The organism is Streptomyces sp. A18 (assembly GCF_059026065.1).
This window is the reverse complement of the sequence record NZ_JBWLKL010000042.1, coordinates 19,435-40,113: the sequence shown is the minus strand read 5'-3', so window position 1 is coordinate 40,113 and position 20,679 is coordinate 19,435. Positions and strand designations below refer to the sequence as shown.

The following is a 20,679-nucleotide window of genomic DNA, read 5'->3' as shown; positions in this document are numbered from 1 at the left end:
AGGCAGAGATCCGGCCGCGTTGTGGGATCGGCGGCAGCACGACCGTCACCCGTCCCGGCCGTCTGACGCCTCGTTCGCCTGCCGCCACCACAACGCGCCGGTGACATTCGATGGTTCGAGCAGCGGAGCACGTCAACGGGGGAGTGAATGAGTATCGTCATCCATGGTCTGTCTCCGGTCAGTAGCCTCGGTGTCATCACGGCGCTGGTGAAATCCACCGACTTCTTCGAGTTCGATCACTTCACTGACGCACGTGATCCGGAGGAAGTGCAGGCGCTGGTGGGCAAGGGAGATGTCGATCTCGTCATCACCGATCCCACTCAGCCATCGCTGAACGTCGGCCTCGCGATGTGCCGGGAGATCAAATGCCGCGATGTGGCTCCTCCAGTGCTCGCCTTCTGTGAGATTTCCTCACCGCGCCATGTCCTGCTCTCCCATCTCGCGGAAATCGACAGCCTGGTTCATGCCAATGAACTACCGGGCCGATTAGCCGCGGCAGTGCAATCGACGCTGTGCGGCTCCAGGGAATGGCTGATCGGTCCGCAGGAGGAAGCGTCGATTCCCTGGGTCGATTCACACACGCTGACCGCGCGCGAGCAAGAAGTACTGTGGCTGTTGTCCGAGCGATGTACCAACGGTCAGATAGCACGCACTCTTTCGATCAGTACCAACACGGTGAAGAACCACGTGGCCTCGGTGCTTCGCAAGCTCTCCGTCAAGCAGCGCTCCGCACTCTTCGCCCAGAACGGATCTCCCGAGCAGCGTCGCCATGCGCGCGCCTGACTCCTCCCCAGCCCCCTCCTTGCTCTGCACGCCGGCCCTGCCGTGGCAGTCGGCCGGTCCACGCCGCCTGTGCGTCGGGGCGGAGCGGGCCCAGGCGGAACTGGCCCGGCTGGCGGCGGACGGAGCGCTCGTCCTCTACGACCCCGCAGCCTGCTCCGCCGCCTCACACCTGGGACGTAGGGCCCTTCCGCTCCCCGCATACGAGGGCGCTGAGGCACCTTGGCGCGTCGCACGAGAGATCGCCCGCCGGGGGACGCGCACGGTCGCTGTGGTCGGCGGCGGTGCGGCCATGGACACCGCGAAGCTCGCCGTCGCACTGGCAGCGGGCAGCGTGCCGCGCTACGCGCTGGGGCCGCCCTCTGGGCTCGCACTCCTGACGCGTGGGTACCGCCCGGCTCCCGCGCTGATCGCGCTCCCCACGACCTTCGGTACCGGCTCGGAGACGAGCGGAGTCGCGCGCCTGGCCATCGGCGGGCGGCGTTCACGGCTCGTCTGCTCGGCGATGTTGCGGCCCGAGGGCGCGGTCCTCGACCCGTGTCTGACGGGAACCCTGCCCGCGCCACTGCTTGCGGCCGGCGCGATGGAAATCCTGCTGCGACTCATCGGCCCGCTGCTGGGCCCGCATCCGATGGGCGCCTCGTCGTCCGCATGGCTCCTGGAGGCCGCAGTGCTGGTGCGGCACACAGCGGACGCGCTGCTCGCGCCGCCGCCGTCACAGCGCGATGCCGGGCAGGGGGCGGCCGAGCGGTCTGCGTACGCCTGTTCCGCGTGTGCCCCGTCCGCGTACGCCTGTGCCGCGTATGACCCGACCGCGTACGAGGGCAAGGCGGCCCTGCGTCTTCGTCTTGCGACGATCAGTGCCGCCTCGCACGAAGTGTGGCCACGCGTCGGCGCATCCCCATTCGCCTTCCTGCTCTGGTACTTCGCCGACACCGCCGCCACCGTCACCGGAACGGCCAAGAACACGGCGCTCGCCCGGCTTTTCCCCGCCTACCTGGAACGCGCCATCGCCGCGCCCGGCCGGTGTGCCTGGGCGGACGGCGATCGCGCGCGACAGGTGGCACAGCGCCTGTTCCCCGAAGCTGCCGCTGCGGGGAACAGGCCTGCGGACTTCCGGGAGGCCGCCGCACGCCTGCTGCGGCGCTGGGGCGTCGCCTCGGCCCCACCCTGGGATGCCGACCCCGCCGATCTGGGGCATGCGGTCGTCTCCTCGTGGCCCCGTGCTCTGACCGGGCTCACGGCCCAGGACGCGGCGGCGCTGTACGCGGCGGCGCTGTACGAGGCGGAGTCCGCTTCGGTGCGCTGAGCGACCGTCTGTCAGATCCGGCGCAGCGAGCCCACCGTCCAGCGAAGTGCCAGTACGGTCAGCGTGGTGCAGGCAAGGAGTGCGATGGGCAGCGAGGCGTCGCTGTAGTCCCCCGCCATCGCCGACCGGGAGGCCATGACCACGTGGTAGAAGGGGTTGGCCTGGGCAATGTGGCGCAGCCAGTCAGGTGCCAGGGTGAGCGGCAGCACCACACCCGAGAGAAGCAGCAGGGGCAGGCTGAGGAACCCCATGGTCTGGGACATCAGGTTCTCGTCGCGCAGGACGAGCGCGACCGCGTAGGAGAACGTGGACGTCATCACGACCACCACGGCCAGCAGGCCGAACACCGCGGGCAGACCGAGCAGTTCGGCGTCGAGTCCCATCGCGAAGGCGACCAGGATCAGCACGACACCCTGGACGCCGATCGCCAGGACGTCCCGCAGCGCCTTGCCCAGGATGAGCGCGGCGGGCCGCATGGGCGACACCACCAGGCGTTCGACCACCCCGGCCTTCCACTCGGATATCAACTCGAAGCCGGTGTAGAGCGATCCGTACAGGGCCAGCATCACCAACAGGCCAGGGGCGAACAGGTCGAAGGCTGCCGAAGGGCCGTCCCCGCCGAGGCCGGGGGAGGGCAGCCCCTTCACGAGTGGGCCGAAGAGCAGCAGCCACAGCAGCGGCTGCATGATGCCCACCACCATGACGACGGGCGAGCGCAGCAGCCGCCGGGTCTGATAGGTGAAGACGAGTCCGGTGTCACGTAGCACGAGGGTCCCTCCCTAGGGTCCACGTCGCAGAGAGGAGCCGGTGTGCTTGAGGAATACGTCGTCGAGGCTTGCCGACTCCAGACCGATGGAGACCGCGCGGACTCCACGTGCGTCCAGGGCGCGCACCACGGCGGGGATCGCGTCGGCGCCGTTGTCGACGTACACACGCACGGCCCTCGCGGTCTCCCGGACCTCCCGAATGAAGGAAAGCCCCTCCAGCGCGTTCTTGACGCGGTCGCCGCCATGCTCGTCGACGGCGATGGTGACCGTGTCCCCGCTGATGCCTCGCTTGAGTTCCGCCGGGGTCCCCGAGGAGACGATGCGACCCCGGTCGATGATGCCCACCCGGTCGCAGAGGGCGTCGGCTTCTTCCAGATAGTGTGTGGTCAGGAAAACCGTGGTGCCCGCCACCCGCAGTGCGCGGATCTCCTCCCAGAGGGCCGCGCGGGCCGCCGGATCCAGGCCGAGGGTCGGCTCGTCCAGGAAGAGGACCGCGGGCTGGTGCACCAGGCCAAGTGCCAGGGCAACCCGGCGGCGCTGCCCGCCGGACAGGGTGCGCGGCAGCCGGTCGGTCAGGTCGAGCAACCCCAGTGCGTTCAGAGTCCGTTCGGCGGCACCGCGCGCCGCGACCTTGTCCAGGCGGTTCAGCCGGGCCTGGAGGATCAGGTTGTCGAGCACGGGCATTCCCTCGTCGGCGCCTCCGGACTGCCCGACGTAGCCGATCAGTCGGCGCGCCTGCCCGATCCGTCCCGGCAGTTCGCATCCCGCAACGCTGACTCGTCCGGAGTCGGGTGAGAGGAGTGTCGCGAGCATGCGCACCGTCGTGGTCTTGCCTGCTCCGTTGGGGCCGAGGAACCCGAAGATCTCCCCCTCGGCCACGTGCAGGTCGATGCCCCGCACCGCCTCAACCGCCCTGCCCCGGCGCCGAAAGCTCCGGGTGAGCCGCTCTGCCTCGATGGCTGCCACGCCTGTCCTTCCCGTGTCCTTCGCTTGTTCTTCGCTTGTCCTTCCCCGGGGCCCCCGTGCGGGTGCGCGTCAGATGTCGAGCTCTTCCACGGGCTGCTGCTGGGAGTTGGCCTCCACGGCGTGCGCGAGATCGTCGGGGAGGGCGGCCTTGAGTTCGTCGGGGTGCTCGTACACGTCGAGGCTCATCTCGGCGCTGCCCGAGAGGTCCCAGCCCGGCTCGTTGTCGAACTCCGTCACGCTGTTCCAGTACTCGATCGTGTAGCGGGGATCCTCAGGGTCGCCCCACGGCGTGTGCTCGGCCTTCGGCGCCTCGTCGAACTGCTTGCGGTGCACGGCGAACCTGCCTTTCCTGGTGTGATAGACGGCGATCCACTCGCCCCGGTGGCCCTCGGAAGCGGGCCGTTTGCTCTGCGCGATCCGCCGGGCCACGAACCGTTTGCGGTGGTAGACCCCCTCGCTGCCCACGCGTACTTCGACCTCGTCGAAGCCCTCCCGGTGGGCCTCCTCGATCTCGACGAAGCGCTGCAGCGCGCGGGTGATCGCGGCCGAGAGGTTTCCGCCGGTCAGCTCCTGGGCGCGCCGGAAGAGCGCGACATCGCTCTCACCCACGTAGATGGTCCTGTTGGGCACGGTCTCTCTCCTATACTTACAGGTATACGCATACGCTAGCCGCAGGGCGTCCGAGGTTCAACTCCCCTTCTCAGATCGCCTTCCGGGTTCCTTCGTCCCTCTTGTCACCCCTGTCGCGGGGCCCGTAGCGTGCGTCGAAATGCCCGATTCCCCAGGGTGGTTCGGGCAGCGACCGATCGGGGACCCCATGACGCAGAGCACCTCGGACACGCCCCCGGCCGCCGAGGCGGCCATGCTGAACCTGCTGTACAGCGCTCCCTTCGCGGCACAGATGATGCGCGCCTTCGCGAAGCTGCGCATCGCCGACCATCTCACCGACGGGCCCCGGAACGCGGCGGACCTCACGCAGACCCTCGGCGCGCACCCAGGCGCCCTGACATCCTTCCTCGACGCCTGTACGGCGCAGTCGTTAGTGACCCGGAGCGAGGAGGGGCAGTACGCGCTGACCGAGCGCGGCCGCCTCCTGCGCTCCGACTCGGGGGTTGCGGCGCACGTCCTGTACGCGGCGGGACCCGGAGTGAACCGCGCCTACGAGCAGATGGACGAGGTGGTTCTGACCGGCCGCTCCGGCGGAGACATCACAGGGCGACACGTCTACGACTACTATGGCGAACACCTCGAAGAGGGCGCGGCTTTCGAGAAGGTGATGTCGGAAACCACCACGAACTGCGTCAACGCACTCGTGGAAGCACATGACTTCACCGCGTACCCACGCATCATGGACGTCGGCGGCGGCCGGGGCACCCTCCTGGGCCGTGTCCTGGAGGCGGCGCCCAAGGCGCAGGGCGTCTTGTTCGACATGCCCCACGTGATCGACATGGCCAGGTCCTCGCTGCACGACGAAGCAGACCCCGATGTGGTGAACCGGATCGAGTTCACCGGCGGCAGTTTCCTGGAGTCCGTCCCGGCCGGTGCCGACCTCTACATGATCAAGAGCATCCTGGTCGACTGGCCGGACGGGAAGGTCGCCCGCCTCCTGGACAACCTGCACAGCGCGATGGCGCCGGAGGGCCGACTGCTGGTCGTGGACTGGTTCGGCCGGGACGCGGCGGACGCGGGCCGAGCCGTCGAAGGCTACGAGGCCATCGTCAGCTTCTCGGCCTGGACGCTCTGGGGCGGCCGTCTCCGCGTCCGTACGGAGTTCGAAGCGCTCCTCGACGCCGCGGGGTTCACCGTCGAACTGGTCGAGACAGCCTTCGCCCCCGGCCTGTTTCCCTGGAACCTGATCGTGGCCCGCCCGAAGGCACGCTGACGCCCCGCCCCGCTCCGGCTTGGTCCGCGGACGGACGCATCCGTGGACCAAGTGGCGGTCAACGTATGAAGATTGCCCGAAAGCACACCGTCAGCCGGCTCCGACGGCTCCGAGCAGGACGTGCGGGTAGGGAGTCGACCGTCGCCGTGGCCCGGTTGTCATCGGATGCTTCCCGCTGATCATTGGTGTCCTGGTGTCCACCGGAGTGAACCGCCCCGGGTTTGATGGAGATCGTCAACCCCCGGAAGGAAGCCCGATCATGGCTGCTCCCTGTAAGTACTCGTGCGCGACCCGGCTGTCATCACGGCCGCGTTGGGCACTGTGGCGGCGATGGGGGCGGGCTGCGCAGGCGTGGTGGGAGACACGAGTAGGGACCCGCATCGTCACACGGACGTTTCAGATCAGCCGCGCGGGCCAGCCCTCGCCCGGGACGACCACCGGAACGCACGTCAGCCGCGAGTCGCGGCTGGCCGACGTCGCGAACCTCACCGCCCGCAACGGGCGACTGTTCGCGCACATCACCCGAATCGAACGGCGTCTGTCCGAAACCCTGGGCCAGACGGCTTGGGAGGCCTCCGGCCTCGGCGCCCCAGCCGATGTCGAGACGCTCACACGACGCACCACCGAGTTGGAACAGCAGGTTCTCGATCTTCGCGGCGAACTCGCGGAACGGGACGAGGACCTCGAAGTGGCCCGCGCCGCGAACCGTGTGCTGGTGGCCCGGCTCAACCGCTGACCGCGTCATCGCAACCCCCACCACTTCAGGGCGGCGGCGTTGATCGCCAGATGCGCCGTGTTGTCCGCCAAGATGACCAGCGCGTTAGCTAAGGGCTGACCCGCAATGATCAAGAAGCCCCCGCTCGCGGACATACGAGCTGTGAGAGGACTTGGAGCAGGACGTCGCCATGGTGCACGTGGCCGACGATGCGATCGCAGCGGCGGTGGTGCTGTCCTTCCATGCCCCGGTGTCGGCGCTGGTGTGGGACGAGCGGTACGGCTGGCGCACGGTGACGAGCCGCCGGCACCCGATCGGCAGAGACACAGGGAGGCCTCCCGAGGGGGAGGGGATTTGCTACCTGGGACCGGACCGGCGACCGCCCGGTGAGGAGGTGCTCGCTGCCGTCCATGACGGCCGGCGCGGAACTCGTCGGCCGACGGGGGATCGCCCGGCCGGAGCGTGATGCCCATGCTGCGCGAGTGCGTGAGCTGTGGTGCTCTTCAGTGCAGCGCGATGGCGTCGATGATCACGGCTGGCCCGGAGATGTATGCGTGGACGTCGTCGTCGGGGAGGTTGAGGCCCAGGCGCTGCAGCTGCTCGGTTACCTCTTCAAGGTCGTCCTGGAGCTGAGCCATCATGATGCGGCGCATCATGAACTAGTGCCTGGGTGTGTATTTCAACCGCCGAGGGTCACTTGCTGTCCAGTCGCCCCAGCGCGTGGGCGTCAGCGAGGACGGATCGGGCCATCTGCCAGTCGGTGTGGTCGATGCCGGTGATGTGGCGTAGGTAGGCGAGGGTGACCTGCTGGACGAGGGCGACGCGGCTGGGGTCCTCGTCGGTGGTCTCTGCTGCCCGGTAGCCGGAGATGCCGCCGAGGAAGTGCTCGCCGCCGTAGACGGTGAGCAGGCTCTTGTTGCCGCGGCTGAGGGTGTAGGGGTCGCTTGTCCAGGCGGGTCCTCGGGTGGTGAGCGGGAGATCGTCCTTGTCGCCGGCGACCACCAGTCCGGGGGCGGTGATGTGGGAGAAGTCCTGGTCGCGGAGCCAGGGAAGGTTCTCGTGGGCGAAAGGGGTCAGTTCGTCGCCGCCCTCGCCGGCCGTGGCCAGCTGGACGCTGGCCATGACCCGGGAGTCGGACAGGTCGTCGGCGGTGCCGGTCTGGGGGTCGGTGACGCGCAGACCTACCAGGATGCCGGCGGTCTGGCCTCCGAAGGAGTGGCCCGCTGCGACGATGCGGCTGTGGTCGACCCGGCCGGACAGGCCGGGCACGGATGCCTCCAGTGGCTTGAGCTCATCCAGGATGCGCTTCATGTCCTGCACGCGGTAGCGCCACAGGTGGGGCCTGCGGGAGTCATCCGCGGCGATGGCGACCCGCTTGGAGTCGAGATGCGTGGCTTGGATCACCACGAACCCATGAGAGGCCCAGTGGTCGACCAGTGGTGCGTAGCCGTCCAGGTCGGACCCGAACCCGTGTGCGAAGAGCACGATCGGCAGGCGTGTGCCAGTGAGCGGTGCGGAAACGCGTACGTGCAGGTCCTGGCCGCGCTGGGGGGCGGGCAGCGCGATCGGCTTGACCGTCACGGTCGGGGTGGGGCCGGTCGTCTGGTGGGTGGTCACGTGTGTGCTTCTTTCCGGTGCGATGCGAGTGCGGGTCAGGTGATCTTGAGGTTGAGGATGCGTCCGGCGTTGATCCGTGACGTATCGGGCGAAAACCCTGGGGGTCATGTCAGCTACGCTAAAACTTGACGTTGACGTCAAAGGCAAGTCGTTGTGGCGTAGATCACATGGAGCTTGGAATGCGCATTGGGGAACTCGCCCGCCGCACAGGCGTCAGCACCCGGGCCCTGCGGTACTACGAGGAGCAGAACCTGCTCACGGCCGAGCGCAGCAAGACCGGCCAGCGCCACTACCCGGAAACCGCGGTTGCCCGGATTCTCCTGGTCCGGGAGCTGTTCACCGCCGGCCTGTCGAGCAAGACCATCGCTGAGCTCACGCCATGCGTCATCGACGGCAAGGCCACACCCGAACTCCTCGACCGCCTGGCTGTGGAGCGCGGTCACATCGACCAGCACATCGTCGATCTCACGCACACCCGGGACAGGCTCGACTCGGTCATCGCCAGCGCCTCCGCATCCATGGACACCGGTACCCCCTGCCGACCCGGCCCGGCATCGACCGCTCCGTCGCAGGTCAGCGACGCTACCCTCCGTGGAGATCAAGAAGCTCGGGAAGGTGGGGATGACGTCGTCCAGTCCCTTCGCGATGCTCTGGAGCAGTGACCAGCTCGCGTTGTTACGAGAATTGGCGAGCTCGCGAACGCCGGTGCGGCGGGTGCAGTGAGCGCATGTCGCCCTGCACTGCGCACGTGGCACCGCGAACGCATCGCCCGCATGCTCCGACTGCACCTGGACACCGTGCGCCGCTGGCGTAAGCGGTTTACCGCTGAAGGACTCGCAGCTCTGGAGGACCGTCCCCGGCGCCGGGGCGCCCGCGCCGCTACGGTCCCGAAGTGCATCTGGCCATTGTGGCCACGGTGACCTCGGCACGCCCCGCCGTCGACAGTCAGTGGACCCATCGCGCGCTTGGCCCAGTCATGGTGACCCGCCTGTTTCCCACGTATGGGCGTGAGCGCTTCAGAGCGGTCCCGCTCGTGCCGATACCGAAGTCCTGTCGACCGGGGCAGAACCGGCAGCAAGCATCATCTGATCACAGATGCCACCGGGATCCCGCTCGCCGTCGCCCTGACCGGCGGCAATCGCAACGACGTTGCCCAGCTCGTCCCGCTACTCGAAGCAGTACCGCCGGTGCGGGGCCAGCGTGGCCGGCCCCGGCGCCGCCCCGACGTGGTGCTCGGGGCCCGAGGTTACGACCATGACAAGTGCCGCCGCCTCGCCCGCGCGCTGGGTGTAAGGCCGCTGATTGCCCGGCGGGGCACCGAGCATGGCTCCGGGCTCGGTGCCCAACGCCGGTTCGTGGAGCGGGCGTTCGCCCACCTGTACGGGTTCTGCCGTCTGCGGATCCGCTGGGAGACCCGGGACGACATTCACGAAGCCCTGCTCGTCCTTGGGTGCGTGCTCATCTGCTGGCGGCGACTGGACGCGGCCCGCCGTGTGACAGCAGAAGGCGCTGCTGGAGGACCTTGAGATCGCGCTCCGGGGCCACAAGGCACGCCACCACCGCCCTCCGAGGACCTCGGTGGCCGGGGCTGCGCCGCCTGCATGATCCACGCTCACTTTTTTGGGGGTGTGTCCTGCGAGCGCTTGGTGGAGTTACGGCATATCGCCCGGAGGCTCTGCTCCCAGGAGGATTCCTGCCCTACGCAAAATCACAGGTCAGGAATGTAAACAGGCACCTAGGCTCCCGGGATCCAGTAGTTGTGCACGGAAGATGCTTCGGGCTGTCCTCCGGGACCGGACAAGCCGGCTGATTCGGCGATGGGCATGATCTTCTCGCTGAACGTCTGCATGTGCTGCTCGGACTCCCAGAGGTCGTAGATGTCCAGGCCGTCGCTGCTCGGGACGCAGACGTGGGCGATACAGCCGTCGAAAATCTCGGGCGTTTCCTGGAGCTTGGCGTTGAGGGTGTCGTACTGGTCGGTGGTGACGCCGGGGAGGGAAACGTGCATGAAGATAGCCATGGCGGCGGGCTCCTTGTGTGATGAGGGGGTGAGAGGGCTGTCGGGTGGTGGCCGCTGCCCCATGGCCAGGACAGCACGCGCGTCCATCGGTGGCATCCGCAAGCCATCGATGGCATCCGCAAGCAATAGGGTCAAGCACGATACGGGCGGGGATTCGGCCCTCGCCGATCAGCTGAAGCCGTCGGCGAAGGCGGAAATATCCCTCACAGCCCATGCCTTCCACCCGGCCTGCCCGGCGGGGAAGCCGAGAAGGCAGCCCAGCCGGACATCGGGCTACCCGGACGCCGTGTCGTACGGGCTGACGCCGCGGCCGCCCATCGTCCGCAAAAAGTCTCACCGAACCCGGCGGTGCCCCCGGTGTGACCCGAAAGATCTGAACCAATACGGGAATCAGGCCGCGACGAGCTCCTGCTCGCGGTCCGGCGTCTTGACCTTGGGCTTCTTGTTCGGCAGCGAGAGCCGGAAGACTTTGTGCCACGCGGAGAACACTTGCTTGGGCAGCGGCCCGGTGACGTACTCCAGCTCGTACTTTTCGAACAGCGCGCGCACCTTCACCGCGACCTCGGCGTACCGGTTGCTCGGCAGGTCCGGGAACAGGTGGTGTTCGATCTGGTGCGACAGGTTGCCGGTCATGAAGTGCATGGCCTTGCTGCCGCTGATGTTCGCCGAGCCCATCATCTGGCGCAGGTACCACTGGCCGCGCGTCTCGCCCTTGATCGACCGGCGCTCGAAGACCTGCACGCCCTCGGGGAAGTGCCCGCACATGATCACCGAGTGGGTCCAGAGGTTGCGGACCAGGTTCGCGGTGAACGTGGCGGCGAGCGTGGGGAGGAACGACGGGCCCGAAAGCAGCGGGTGGATCACGTAGTCCTTGAGCACCTGCTTGCGGATCTTGCGGCGCACGGCCCTGGCCCGTGCGCGGAACTCCGGGTTCTTGCGGCGGTGCTTGGGCAGGTTCTTGCCGAGCTCCAGGTCGTACGCTGCGATGCCGTACTCGAAGAAGCAGGCGTTGATGAAGTTCCACAGCGGCTGGCCGAGGTGGAACGGGTGCCACTTCTGGTCCTCGTCGACGCGCATGATGCCGTAGCCGAGGTCGTTGTCCTTGCCGATCACGTTGGTGTACGTGTGGTGCAGCTCGTTGTGCGAGTGCTTCCACTGCTCGGACGGCGAGACGTGATCCCATTCCCAGGTGGTGGAGTGGATCTTCGGGTCCCGCATCCAGTCCCACTGGCCGTGCAGGATGTTGTGGCCGATCTCCATGTTGTCCATGATCTTCGCCACGGACAGACCGGCGGTGCCGATCAGCCACGCGGGAGGGAAGATCGAGAACAGCAGCACGCCTCTGCTGACCAGCTCGAGCTTGCGCTGCGCCGAGATGACCTTACGGATGTAGGCGGCGTCCTTCTCGCCGCGGCCGGCGATCACCTCGTCGCGGATCGCGTCCAGCTCGCGGCCGAGCTCCTCGATCTGCTCTGCGGTCAGGTGGGCGGTGGGGTCGATGGCGGTCAAGGTGCTCCTACCGTTCGATGTCGCAGGGGCCCGCCGCGGCGGACACGCAGGTCTGGATGAGGACGCCCGGCTCGGCCTCGGTGATCTCACCGGTGCGCAGGTCACGGACGGCGCCCGCCTTGAGCGGCGTGACGCAGCCGAAGCAGATGCCCATGCGGCACCCGGAGGGCATGAGCACGCCGGCCTCCTCGCCGATGTCCAGCAACGGCGTGGCGCCGTCCGCGTCGACGGTCTTGCCGGTGGTGCTGAACGTGACCTCGCCGCCGTCACCGGCGACGACGATGCTGGGGCGGAAGCGTTCGGTGTGCAGGCGCTCTTGGACGCCGTGCTCACTCCAGTGCTCTTCGATGGCGTCGAGCAGGCCCGCGGGCCCGCAAGCCCAGGTCTCGCGCTCGGCCCAGTCGGGCACGAGTTCCTCAAGACGGGCGATGTCGAGCATGCCGTCCGTGTCGGTGTGCACCTCGGTTAGCCGCAGCTTCTTGTCCGCGACCAGGTCGTGCAGTTCGCTGCGGAAGATCACGTCTTGCGGCTGTGGCGCGCAGTGGACCATCACGGCGTCGTCGAACTCTCTGTCGCGCAGCATGCCCATCACGGGTGTGATGCCGCTGCCGGCCGTCAGGTAGAGCACCTTGGCGGGCTTGGCCTTGGGCAGCACGAAGTCACCGGTCGGCTGGTCGAGCTGGATGAGCGTGCCCGGTGTGGCCCTGCGGACCAGGTGGTTGCTGACCTTGCCGTCCGGGATCGCCTTCACGGTGATCGTGATGCGGCCGTCCTGGCGGCTGGTCGGCGAGGTGACCGAGTAGGCACGCCACAGGCGCACCCCGTCGACGTCGACCCCGATCCGCACGTACTGTCCGGCTGTGTGGCCGCGCCAGCCCCGTCCCGGCCTGATCACGATGGTCGCGGCGTCACCCGTCTCGGGGTGCACGGCCTCGATGCGCCCACGCAGGTCAGCGCCCGGACGCAGCGGGCTGACCAGGTCGAGGTAGTCCGACGGCAGCAGCGGCGTCGTGACCATCTCCAGCAGTTTCCAGGCCCTGCTGCGGAGGGCTGTACTCGTCATGGCTTCAGCTTGATGCGCCTCAGGGCGTAAAGTCCTGACCACAGGACGTAAATCTGGTCGACTGAATTGTTCGCAGGGAACAAAAACGTGAGCCATGCAATCCAGAGGGCCAGCGAACTGGCCCTGGACGAGACGACGGTCACCGCACTTCGGGCCGCACTGAAGACCACCGCCGACGAGGTCGTCCAGGCGATCATCGACGAGGTCCCTCCCTACGCCAACGCCCTTTCGGGCCGCATGGGCGGCACCATCCGCCGAGCCGTCCGCACCGCCCTGGGTCACTACCTGGACCTAGCGAGCGGGAACGCCACGGGCGGCGACGCCGGTGACGCAGCCTACGAGCTGGGCCGCGGCGAGGTGCGTGACGGCCGTTCGATGGACGCCCTGCTCAGCGCCTACCGTGTCGGCGCCCGCGTGGCCTGGCGATGCCTGGCAGCGGGTGCCGTACCCGCAGGTCTGCCCGCCGCCGAGGTCGCCAAGTTCGCCGAGCTGACCTTCGCCTACATCGACGAGCTCTCCGCCGCGAGCGCCGCGGGCCACGCCGACGAACTGGCCGCCCGGGGCAGGGCCCACGAGCGCCACCTGGAACACCTGGCCCGCGACCTCCTCGCCGACGCGAGCCCGGACGTGCTGCGGGCCTCTGTTCAACGGGCCGGGTGGCAGCCTCCGGTCTCACTGACCGCGGTCCTGCTGCCCGCCGCCCAGGCCCGGCCTGCCTACCGCACGCTCGACCCGAGCACGCTCGTCCTTGACGATCTGCCGGACGCCACTGGTGTGCTCCTCGTCCCCGATGCCGACCGATCACATGTCTTGAGGCAGCTGACCGACCGCGCCGCCGTGGTCGGCCCGGCCCGGCCATGGACTCGTGCGTCTGCCTCGTACGCACGAGCCGTGCGCGCGCACTCGCTCTCCCCTGATATCCGCGACACGGAGGACCACCTGCCCGAGCTGGTGCTGAGCGCCGACGCGGAGGCGTTCGCAGACCTGCGTGCCCGAGCCCTCGCGCCTTTGCGGACCTTGCCTGTCGCGACCGCGCGGCGGCTGGAGGAGACGTTGCGGGAGTGGCTGCTGCACCAGGGCAGGCGGGAGGAGGTGGCGGCGGCGTTGTTCGTCCATCCCCAGACGGTCCGGTACCGGATGTCGCAGCTGCGGGAGCTGTTTCCGGATCTCTCGTCGCCACACCGGGTCCTTGAACTGACGCTGGCGGTCGGCCTTCGGGGCAGCTGACGCGTACTTCGACCCTCCACGATGGCGTCCGCGAGCGGTCCAGGAATCGTGTCTCGTTCTCGGTGCCATCAGTTGGCTCATGCGGCCCCGGCGGAGAGTGCTATGTGCCAGCTGAGACCGGGGGTTGATGTGAAGACCAGCCACGGCCTCGGGAAGCCCGTCAGGGGCGCTGTCCCTGAGAAGCGGTGTCGGATACGGCTCGACTTGATCCGGTGGACGCTGCGTACGGGCCCGCTCGTCGACGCGCTCATCGGACATCTGGTCAGTGATCTTGCCCGCTATGCCCTGGAGCACAGCTTCTACGTCGTCGTGGAGGGCGCTGTCCTGGCACGAGCTGACCCGCGGGCGCGCGGCGGGCTGCAGCTGGGGTGACCGGTGGGGCGGCCGGGCCGGGTCGCCAGGGTGGGGCCGGGCCGCTCGCGCCGGGGATCACCGTGGTTCCGCGACGGCCCCGTGCCTCCGTTCCGACAGGCCAATCAAACGACCGACCGGGCCGGCCTGGCACACCGCGCGAGGGATGATGGGGGCGGAATGACGGAACGTGAGATCAGGAGCTTCCATGGCGAAGCGGGTTCACCAACCCCGTGAGGACGCGGAGTTCGATTTCATCCTCGGGATGAGCGGAGTTCCGGTCCTCGCATACTTCACCGGGACATGGCCCAAGGCAATCGCGCCTTGCCGGGTGATGGACCTCGTCGTGGGTGGCATCGCCGACGAGTACACGGGCCGCCTGACGGCCGTCCGCACCGACATCACGCGTTGTCCGGCCGTAACCGAGCGATACGGGATCACCGGAGCCCCGTCCTACGTCCTGCTGAAGGGGGGAGAGGCGGTGGCGCACGGCACGGGGCTTATGACCATCACCGAGGTACGGGGGTTCTTGGACGGTCACCTTTAAGCGGCCGCTGCGGCACGTGGCCGCGACGCCCGTCACGTCTCGTACATGGGAGTTGCGCCGCCTGAGACACGCAGGCTGCCCACGCTCGTGATCTGCGTGCGTTCTTCGACTTCTATGGTTTGCGCGCGAGGAGTGCAATTGGCGGGATGCGACGGCGGACGACCGCGCAGCGTACGAGTGGTGGCGCCGCCGGGACTGAGAGTGGCCATGGCGAGTCCAGGTGAGCGGCCATACGAATCCAGACTGATGGCCACAGGAAGTCACATGCCCACGTCTCCGGTACCGACGGCGTGGTCGATCCAGCCGCAGGCCGCCCGGATCCCTGCTATCCGCTCGTGGACGTTGTCCGGTCGGAGAGGTCGCGGCTGACCGGTCCTGCGGTGTGCCGGCACCGTGGTCAGCCGCGGCCTGTCCTGCCCACCGCTGCCCGGCGTGTGTCCCGGGTAGCGAGAGCGACGAACGCTGTTTCGACGGCCTCCGGATACGCCTGAGGCTTCCCGTGGCCGGCCAGCACCCGGTAGATGCCGGTGTCCCCGGACAACGCCAGATCGCCGAGCGTGCCCTGCGGTGCCTGGCCGACCGCATCTACAACCCCGACAACCAGGTACCCGCCACCGACCTGACGATCCCGCACCGGCTCGTCATACGCGGCACCACCCTCCCGGGACGGGCATGCTCTGAGGCCCACAGGGACGGGCCGGCCGCCAGCACGCACGCGGGGGCGCGATCCCAGTCGGAGTCTTCGCATACGGGGCAAGGTGCGTGATCAACTTGCCCCGAAAATCTGCGGATTGATCCGAATGCGACCAGCGACCGCGCGCTCGGGGTGCCGGTCTTGTGGTTGCGCCAGAGAGCGGCGGCCATGGCGAGGATGCGCTGGGCGACACGGACGGCGATGCCCTCGAAGGCCCGTCCGCCGTGCTGCTCCAGGTCCAACTGCCCCTGGAGGATGTCGTTCACGGACTCGATCGCTGCCGCACCGACTTGAGTAGGCCTTCGCCTCTGACGACGTCGACCCAGAGGAACGCCGCACTCTGGCCGAGGAGAGCAGCAGGACTACTCGGTATCTGGGTCGTGCTGGACATCAAGCCCCGCGGCGGCCAGGCCGCATACGTGTCGGGGTGGCACCAGCAGCTGTCAGACATCGTCAAGGGCTTCCCGCCCGTACTCCCGGCTCGGGGTTAGGACCACCTCTTCCCCAGGGACTTCCACCCCCAAGCAATCACCCCTTCCGTGCGCGCGGGCGTTCGAAAATTCCGGTCGCGCGGTGGCGTCGATGGGATAGCCTGTCCGAGATTTTGCGCGGCAGGTTCTCTGCCGCCCCGTTCGGCGCGCTCGGCGTCGACACGCACCGCGTGCCCTGCCCGGAAGGAGGCGAGAGACATGGACCGTGCTGAATGCGTTGCGGCCATAGTTGCCTCCGGCCGTGTGCCCTCCCTCCTTTGCGGCGCGCGGTAACTCTTCCCCCTTCTTGTTTCTTGTCTTCGGCATCTTCCTGAGATGCCGCGTCACGAGATGCCCCTGCGCGGTTCGTCGCTGCGCGGGCCGCGGGGGTGCGCGCCCGAAGACGGGCCCTTCTTTTGCTGGTCACCGTGATCTCGGCACTCTCCGCCTCACGCCCGGCAAGAGCGCCGGCGTGAGTGACACGCAGCTGGTGAGGCAGGCCCCGGGTGCTGTCCGCCGTTCCCGCTGCCCCACCGCCATGCCTTGTCCTCGTGCTGCGTACACCGGCCCGTCGTCACCACAGCGACCATCCCTGGCCGACTGTCTCGACAGCACTTCGACACGAAACGTGCGTGATCGCCCTGAGCAAGAAACGTCCCGGAGGGGAATCCTTCCCGTCCGCCCCTTCCACGGCCACCGACCGCGAGGTTCCCGCCGCGACTCCGGCACCGGATCCGAAGCGATGGTGGGCGCTGGCCGTCATCGCCCTTGCCCAGCTGATGGTGATCCTTGACGGCACCGTCGTGAACATCGCGCTGCCCTCCGCCCAGCGCGCTCTCGGCATGTCGGACGCCGACCGGCAGTGGGTGATCACCGCCTACACGCTGGCCTTCGGCGGGCTGCTGCTGCTCGGCGGCCGGATCGCCGATCTGGTGGGCCGCAAGCGCACCTTCGTCATCGGCCTGGCCGGGTTCGCCGCGGCTTCCGCGCTGGGCGGCGCGGCGGCCGGCCCCGGGATGCTGTTCGCGGCGCGGGCCCTGCAAGGTGCGTTCGCGGCGGTCCTGGCGCCCTCGGCCCTGTCGCTGCTGACGACGACGTTCACCGACCCCAAAGAGCGGGCCAGGGCGTTCGGGGTCTACGGTGCGCTGGCCGGCGGCGGCAGCGCGATCGGGCTGATCGTGGGCGGTCTGCTGACCGAGTATCTGAACTGGCGCTGGTCCCTGTACGTCAACGTGCCCATCGCGCTGGCCGCCCTGCTCGGCGCACCGGCCTTCCTGCGCGACCGCTCCGCCCGCCGGGGCGGGCACCTGGACGTGCCGGGCGCGCTGCTGGGCAGCGGCGGGCTCGCCGCCTTCGTGTGGTGGCAGAGCCGCACGGCGAGCCCGCTCCTGCCGTGCGCATCGTCAAGGACCGTGTCCGGGCCGGATCGCTCGCGACGATGGGCTTGGCCACCATCGGCATGTTCGGCGTCTTCCTGTTCCTGACGTACTACCTGCAGGTCGTCCTCGGCTACCCGCCGGTGCGGACGGGCCTGGCCTTCGTGCCGATCTCGGCCGGTATCGTCATCGGCGCGACCCAGATCGCGGCCCGCTTGCTGCCACGCACGGCGCCGCGCACCTTGATGTCGTCCGGCATGGTGCTGGCCGCCATCGGCATGGTGCTGCTCAGCAGCCTGACCGTGCGTGCGCATTACGTCCCGCACGTGCTGCCCGCCCTGCTGCTCCTCGGTCTGGGCATGGGCCTGACCTTTATGCCGGTCTACGCGACGGCCACCGCCGGCGTGCCCGCGCAGGATGCTGGTGTGGCCTCGGCTGTCCTCAACACCGTTCAGCAGATGGGCGCTTCGCTGGGCACCGTGCTGCTCAACACCATCGCCACCGGCGCCACCAGCCGTTACGTCCACTCGCACTTGCACGATCCGGTCCACAACGGCGCGACCTTGGACGAAGGCATGGTGCACGGCTTCTCCGTCGCCTACTGGTGCTCGGCGGGCGTCCTGCTGCTCGCCGCCCTGGTAGCGGGCCTCACCGTGCGGCACAAGACGCCGAAGCACGCCGGAAACGACGCACCGGCCTAGCGAGCCGGGGGCGTGTCCCGCCACCGTCCACCTCACCCCTCGAAGGATCTTCCATGAAACCGCTGACCGAGCACGACATCCGTACCTCGTTCGTCAACTGCTCGAAGGGCGAGGCCAAACGCCTCCCCCTGCCCAAGAACCTGGCGGACCTCGACCACTGGGACGACCTGGACTTCCTGGGCTGGTTCGATCTGTCCGCGCCCGATCGCAGGTATCTCGTCGTCGAACGCGCCGATGAACTCGTCGGCCTGTCCCTGCGCTCCGCTTCCGGCAACCGCGGCTTCCTGCGCCGCAGCCTGTGCTCGCTGTGCCTGACCACGCATCCCGGCAGCGGCGTCTCCCTCATGACCGCCCCCAAGGCAGGCCCGGCCGGCCGCGGAGGCAACTCGGTGGGCCTCTACATCTGCGCTGACCTGGACTGCTCGTTGTACGTACGGGGCAGGAAGAAGGCGGCACCGGGCGGGCGCATGGAGGAGTCCCTCACTGTCGAGCAGCAGATCGAGCGCCTGAGCGGCAACCTCGACGCGTTCGTGGAGCGGGTCTTCCACTGAGACCGACAGGGGCTCGACGGCCATCGTCGCCGAGCCCGTATCCTCGCGGTTTCTCCGGTCTTACGCGCCGGGCGCACGCCGACCGGGATGCCGAACCTGTGGGTGCTGGCGAACCCGAGACTCGACGAACGCGCAGTGCTCCAGGCCATGTTCGATGTCGATGAAGACCTGGTCACCGACCGGCCCGGACTGCTGATCATCGCGGGCAAGGGCTTCGCGTCCAAGGAGTTCGAGAATGACCTGGTCATGCGTGGAAGCGGCCCCGTTCCCGGTGCCGGATCCGTTGCCGGCTCGGGATGCAGGGCGCCCGTTGCGGCTACCGGTGGGGGAGGCGAGTAACTATGCCTCGGCGCCGGGCGCCCGCTGTCGGAGACGGCGCTTTGCCACAGTGCGTGGAAGCGGTCGAGCCCCTCCTCCGGAGTGGTCCCTCGGGCACGACTGCCGAGAACTTCCACCAGGGGCATCGACCAACTCCCGGCGCGGTAGCCGACCGCTGGTGAACGCGTCATGCAGGCGACTTCGGGAGGCGGCTCCCTCCAAGTCCCTGGCCAGCTCGGACAGCGTGGGACGCCCTGCTCGGAGATGAAGTTCGTGCAAGGCACCAATGAGCACTGTGCATCGTGAAGTTGCAGGTCATGGGTCTGGCGTGTGCTGTCTTCGGCGTGCATGTGCTGGTCGTGAGCGGCAGTCTGGGGCGTAGACCGTCTGGCAAGGGTGTGTTTGCGGTTTCCCGCCCGCCGTCGCGGGCTGCGTCCTTACGCTCCAGCGTATGACGGCCCCCCGGTGCTGGAGCGGATCATCGCGCGACTGCGTCACGTGCATCGTCACGCCAGAGAGCCCCCTGGCCGTACCCGTCGACGTGCTGATGCTTGGTCGAAGCCTCAGGGCGATGAGTTTCGCGGTTCACCGCAGTCTGTCTCTCGACACCCTCGATCAACCGTCCAGGGAGGACATCATGACCGCCATCTACACCGCCGACATCTTTTCCACGGTCGATGGCTTCGGCGCCCCAAAGCCCGGCACCTGGGGCGGTTACTGGGACAAGCAAGGACCCGAGTTGCTCGACCACCGCCTCGCGTTGTACCGCGAAAAGCAGCGGATGGTCTTCGGTGCCAACACCTACCGGTTGTTCGCGCGATTCGAGCGTCTGCGAGGCTCGAGCCCTGAGATGGATAAGGCAGGTGACCCCTGGGTCACCCAGATGAGGGCGCTCCCGGCAACCGTGGTGTCGGCCACGCTGCAAGAACCCCTCGAATGGCCAGACGCGACTTTGGCCAAGGGCGACGCCGTGGAAGTCGTCGCCCGGCTCAAGGAGGAGTCCGAGGTCCCGTTGCGCTCGCACGGCAGCGTGTCGATGAACCGGGCGCTGATGGCCGCCGGCCTGGTCGACCGCCTCCAGCTGACGATCTTCCCTGTGATCACCGGTCAGACCGGAGCGCACCCAATCTTCCAGGACGCGGCCGACTTCGACCTCGAGCTGATCGAGAGCCGGACGTTCGACGGCGGCATTCAGGAGCTCATCTACCAACCCGCGCTGCATGCCTGAGCAGGCCCGCACACCGCACGCGTCGAGTGCGGTGTGCGGCTGGCACGGCTGTTCGCAGGCACCGCAGATGATCAGCGCGACTGCCGGGTCGTAGGTGCGAAGCAGCCCTGGGCGCAACCGCACTGGTATGCCGGTTCCGACGGAGACCCCTTCGGGTCGGCGCTACGCCGTGATCGCACTTGGGCAGGTCCAGACCGGTAGTCCATCGACAAGTTCATCGGTCAGCGGGCGTCGATGATGACCGTTGGCGCCCCCGCGGCGATGATCTCCTCGAAGCACTGCACCGGCTCGGTACCGCCGAGCCGCAGCACTTGCTCCGCCTCGGTACCGCCGAGGCGGAGCAAGTGCTGCGGCGCTTCACCCGCGGCGGCCCCAAGCAGCCCACCTACCAGGCCCTCGAAGAACTCGGCGGCGCCGCGCGGACCATCTTCGCCTGCGACTACCTGGCCGGCCCCGGCCTCCGCAGGGAGATCCACGGCGGCCTCCAGGTCGTGGAGAATCGGAACAGCGCGAACACCGAGCTCCACGACGGCAGGTCCTTCCGTCCATATGGCTCGGACGGACCGGTCGGTTAGCGCACTGGTCCGT

The 20,679-nt window shown here is 68.3% G+C and carries 21 protein-coding genes and 5 pseudogenes; 16 read left to right on the top strand and 10 right to left on the bottom strand.

The features are described 5' to 3' along the window. The first annotated feature begins 147 nt into the window (after nt 1–147). Together AC5P1C_RS37145 and AC5P1C_RS37140 are read left to right on the top strand one after the other, a co-directional pair. On the top strand, nt 148–783 hold the full coding sequence (locus tag AC5P1C_RS37145) for a LuxR C-terminal-related transcriptional regulator (protein WP_493870379.1): 636 nt from the start codon (nt 148–150) through the stop codon (nt 781–783). After that, nucleotides 770–2,089 (top strand): iron-containing alcohol dehydrogenase, encoded by a 1,320-nt coding sequence (locus AC5P1C_RS37140; RefSeq protein WP_493870378.1) that lies wholly within the window; start codon nt 770–772, stop codon nt 2,087–2,089. The genes AC5P1C_RS37145 and AC5P1C_RS37140 overlap by 14 nt, the downstream gene beginning before the upstream one ends. Nucleotides 2,090–2,100: 11 nt before the next feature. On the opposite strand, the gene AC5P1C_RS37135 is transcribed toward AC5P1C_RS37140, so the two are convergent. From AC5P1C_RS37135 to AC5P1C_RS37125, 3 genes are all read right to left on the bottom strand, one after another. Then, nucleotides 2,101–2,856 (bottom strand): ABC transporter permease, encoded by a 756-nt coding sequence (locus AC5P1C_RS37135; RefSeq protein ID WP_493870377.1) that lies wholly within the window; start codon nt 2,854–2,856, stop codon nt 2,101–2,103. Nucleotides 2,857–2,868: 12 nt separating this feature from the next. Beyond that, nucleotides 2,869–3,822: an ATP-binding cassette domain-containing protein gene (locus AC5P1C_RS37130; RefSeq protein ID WP_493870376.1), complete on the bottom strand. Its 954-nt coding sequence runs from the start codon at nt 3,820–3,822 to the stop codon at nt 2,869–2,871. Between the two features lie 69 nt (nt 3,823–3,891). Continuing rightward, on the bottom strand, nt 3,892–4,452 hold the full coding sequence (locus tag AC5P1C_RS37125; RefSeq protein WP_493870375.1) for an EXLDI protein: 561 nt from the start codon (nt 4,450–4,452) through the stop codon (nt 3,892–3,894). Nucleotides 4,453–4,639: 187 nt separating this feature from the next. On the opposite strand from AC5P1C_RS37125, the gene AC5P1C_RS37120 reads away from it, so the two are divergent. Both AC5P1C_RS37120 and AC5P1C_RS37115 read left to right on the top strand, forming a co-directional pair. Further along, on the top strand, nt 4,640–5,704 hold the full coding sequence (locus AC5P1C_RS37120) for a methyltransferase (protein WP_493870374.1): 1,065 nt from the start codon (nt 4,640–4,642) through the stop codon (nt 5,702–5,704). A gap of 193 nt (nt 5,705–5,897) precedes the next feature. Continuing rightward, on the top strand, nt 5,898–6,440 hold the full coding sequence (locus AC5P1C_RS37115; RefSeq protein WP_493870373.1) for a hypothetical protein: 543 nt from the start codon (nt 5,898–5,900) through the stop codon (nt 6,438–6,440). Between the two features lie 482 nt (nt 6,441–6,922). Here the strand turns inward: AC5P1C_RS37115 and AC5P1C_RS37110 are convergent, their stop codons facing one another. Then, nucleotides 6,923–7,075 carry a hypothetical protein gene (locus AC5P1C_RS37110; protein WP_493870372.1) on the bottom strand — a complete coding sequence of 51 codons (153 nt, stop codon included), beginning with the start codon at nt 7,073–7,075 and terminating at the stop codon, nt 6,923–6,925. A gap of 37 nt (nt 7,076–7,112) precedes the next feature. Next, on the bottom strand, nt 7,113–8,036 hold the full coding sequence (locus tag AC5P1C_RS37105) for an alpha/beta hydrolase family protein (RefSeq protein WP_493870371.1): 924 nt from the start codon (nt 8,034–8,036) through the stop codon (nt 7,113–7,115). 179 nt (nt 8,037–8,215) lie between these two features. On the opposite strand from AC5P1C_RS37105, the gene AC5P1C_RS37100 reads away from it, so the two are divergent. The 3 genes and pseudogenes from AC5P1C_RS37100 to AC5P1C_RS37090 form a co-directional block, all read left to right on the top strand. Next, nucleotides 8,216–8,698: a MerR family transcriptional regulator gene (locus AC5P1C_RS37100; RefSeq protein ID WP_493870370.1), complete on the top strand. Its 483-nt coding sequence runs from the start codon at nt 8,216–8,218 to the stop codon at nt 8,696–8,698. Between the two features lie 57 nt (nt 8,699–8,755). Then, on the top strand, nt 8,756–8,956 hold the full coding sequence (locus tag AC5P1C_RS37095) for a helix-turn-helix domain-containing protein (protein ID WP_493870369.1): 201 nt from the start codon (nt 8,756–8,758) through the stop codon (nt 8,954–8,956). A gap of 126 nt (nt 8,957–9,082) precedes the next feature. Next, nucleotides 9,083–9,562 (top strand): annotated as a pseudogene (locus AC5P1C_RS37090) (transposase); the annotation flags it as partial. Nucleotides 9,563–9,771: 209 nt separating this feature from the next. Here AC5P1C_RS37090 and AC5P1C_RS37085 read toward each other — a convergent pair. The 3 genes from AC5P1C_RS37085 to AC5P1C_RS37075 form a co-directional block, all read right to left on the bottom strand. Further along, complete coding sequence (locus tag AC5P1C_RS37085; protein WP_493870368.1) at nt 9,772–10,056, bottom strand: hypothetical protein; 285 nt, start codon at nt 10,054–10,056, stop codon at nt 9,772–9,774. Between the two features lie 390 nt (nt 10,057–10,446). Beyond that, nucleotides 10,447–11,565 carry a fatty acid desaturase family protein gene (locus AC5P1C_RS37080; protein WP_493870367.1) on the bottom strand — a complete coding sequence of 373 codons (1,119 nt, stop codon included), beginning with the start codon at nt 11,563–11,565 and terminating at the stop codon, nt 10,447–10,449. 7 nt (nt 11,566–11,572) lie between these two features. Further along, on the bottom strand, nt 11,573–12,628 hold the full coding sequence (locus tag AC5P1C_RS37075) for a ferredoxin reductase (protein ID WP_493870366.1): 1,056 nt from the start codon (nt 12,626–12,628) through the stop codon (nt 11,573–11,575). A gap of 87 nt (nt 12,629–12,715) precedes the next feature. Between AC5P1C_RS37075 and AC5P1C_RS37070 the strand changes: the two genes are divergently transcribed. From AC5P1C_RS37070 to AC5P1C_RS37060, 3 genes are all read left to right on the top strand, one after another. Further along, nucleotides 12,716–13,855, top strand: a complete 1,140-nt coding sequence (locus AC5P1C_RS37070) for a PucR family transcriptional regulator (RefSeq protein WP_493870365.1) — start codon at nt 12,716–12,718, stop codon at nt 13,853–13,855. A gap of 204 nt (nt 13,856–14,059) precedes the next feature. Continuing rightward, nucleotides 14,060–14,227, top strand: coding sequence for a hypothetical protein (locus tag AC5P1C_RS37065; RefSeq protein WP_493870364.1), 168 nt, complete (start codon nt 14,060–14,062; stop codon nt 14,225–14,227). Between the two features lie 187 nt (nt 14,228–14,414). Beyond that, on the top strand, nt 14,415–14,753 hold the full coding sequence (locus AC5P1C_RS37060) for a thioredoxin family protein (RefSeq protein ID WP_493870363.1): 339 nt from the start codon (nt 14,415–14,417) through the stop codon (nt 14,751–14,753). Between the two features lie 798 nt (nt 14,754–15,551). Here the strand turns inward: AC5P1C_RS37060 and AC5P1C_RS37055 are convergent. Beyond that, nucleotides 15,552–15,757, bottom strand: a pseudogene (locus AC5P1C_RS37055) (IS982 family transposase); the annotation flags it as partial. Nucleotides 15,758–16,696: 939 nt separating this feature from the next. Here AC5P1C_RS37055 and AC5P1C_RS37050 point away from each other — a divergent pair. From AC5P1C_RS37050 to AC5P1C_RS37030, 5 genes and pseudogenes are all read left to right on the top strand, one after another. Further along, nucleotides 16,697–17,176: pseudogene (locus AC5P1C_RS37050) on the top strand (MFS transporter); the annotation flags it as partial. Between the two features lie 98 nt (nt 17,177–17,274). Continuing rightward, nucleotides 17,275–17,994: an MFS transporter gene (locus AC5P1C_RS37045; protein ID WP_493870362.1), complete on the top strand. Its 720-nt coding sequence runs from the start codon at nt 17,275–17,277 to the stop codon at nt 17,992–17,994. 53 nt (nt 17,995–18,047) lie between these two features. Next, entirely contained in the window at nt 18,048–18,545 is a 498-nt protein-coding gene (locus AC5P1C_RS37040; RefSeq protein WP_493870361.1) for an FBP domain-containing protein, read from the top strand. Between the two features lie 75 nt (nt 18,546–18,620). After that, nucleotides 18,621–18,800, top strand: a pseudogene (locus tag AC5P1C_RS37035) (IS982 family transposase); the annotation flags it as partial. 700 nt (nt 18,801–19,500) lie between these two features. Then, nucleotides 19,501–20,091 (top strand): dihydrofolate reductase family protein, encoded by a 591-nt coding sequence (locus AC5P1C_RS37030; protein ID WP_493870360.1) that lies wholly within the window; start codon nt 19,501–19,503, stop codon nt 20,089–20,091. 221 nt (nt 20,092–20,312) lie between these two features. Here AC5P1C_RS37030 and AC5P1C_RS37025 read toward each other — a convergent pair whose 3' ends face one another. Beyond that, nucleotides 20,313–20,435 (bottom strand): hypothetical protein, encoded by a 123-nt coding sequence (locus AC5P1C_RS37025; RefSeq protein WP_493870390.1) that lies wholly within the window; start codon nt 20,433–20,435, stop codon nt 20,313–20,315. Between AC5P1C_RS37025 and AC5P1C_RS37020 the strand changes: the two are divergent. Next, a pseudogene (locus AC5P1C_RS37020) lies at nt 20,406–20,660 on the top strand (Tn3 family transposase); the annotation flags it as partial. The gene AC5P1C_RS37025 and the pseudogene AC5P1C_RS37020 sit on opposite strands and share 30 nt — an antisense overlap. Nucleotides 20,661–20,679: the final 19 nt, after the last annotated feature.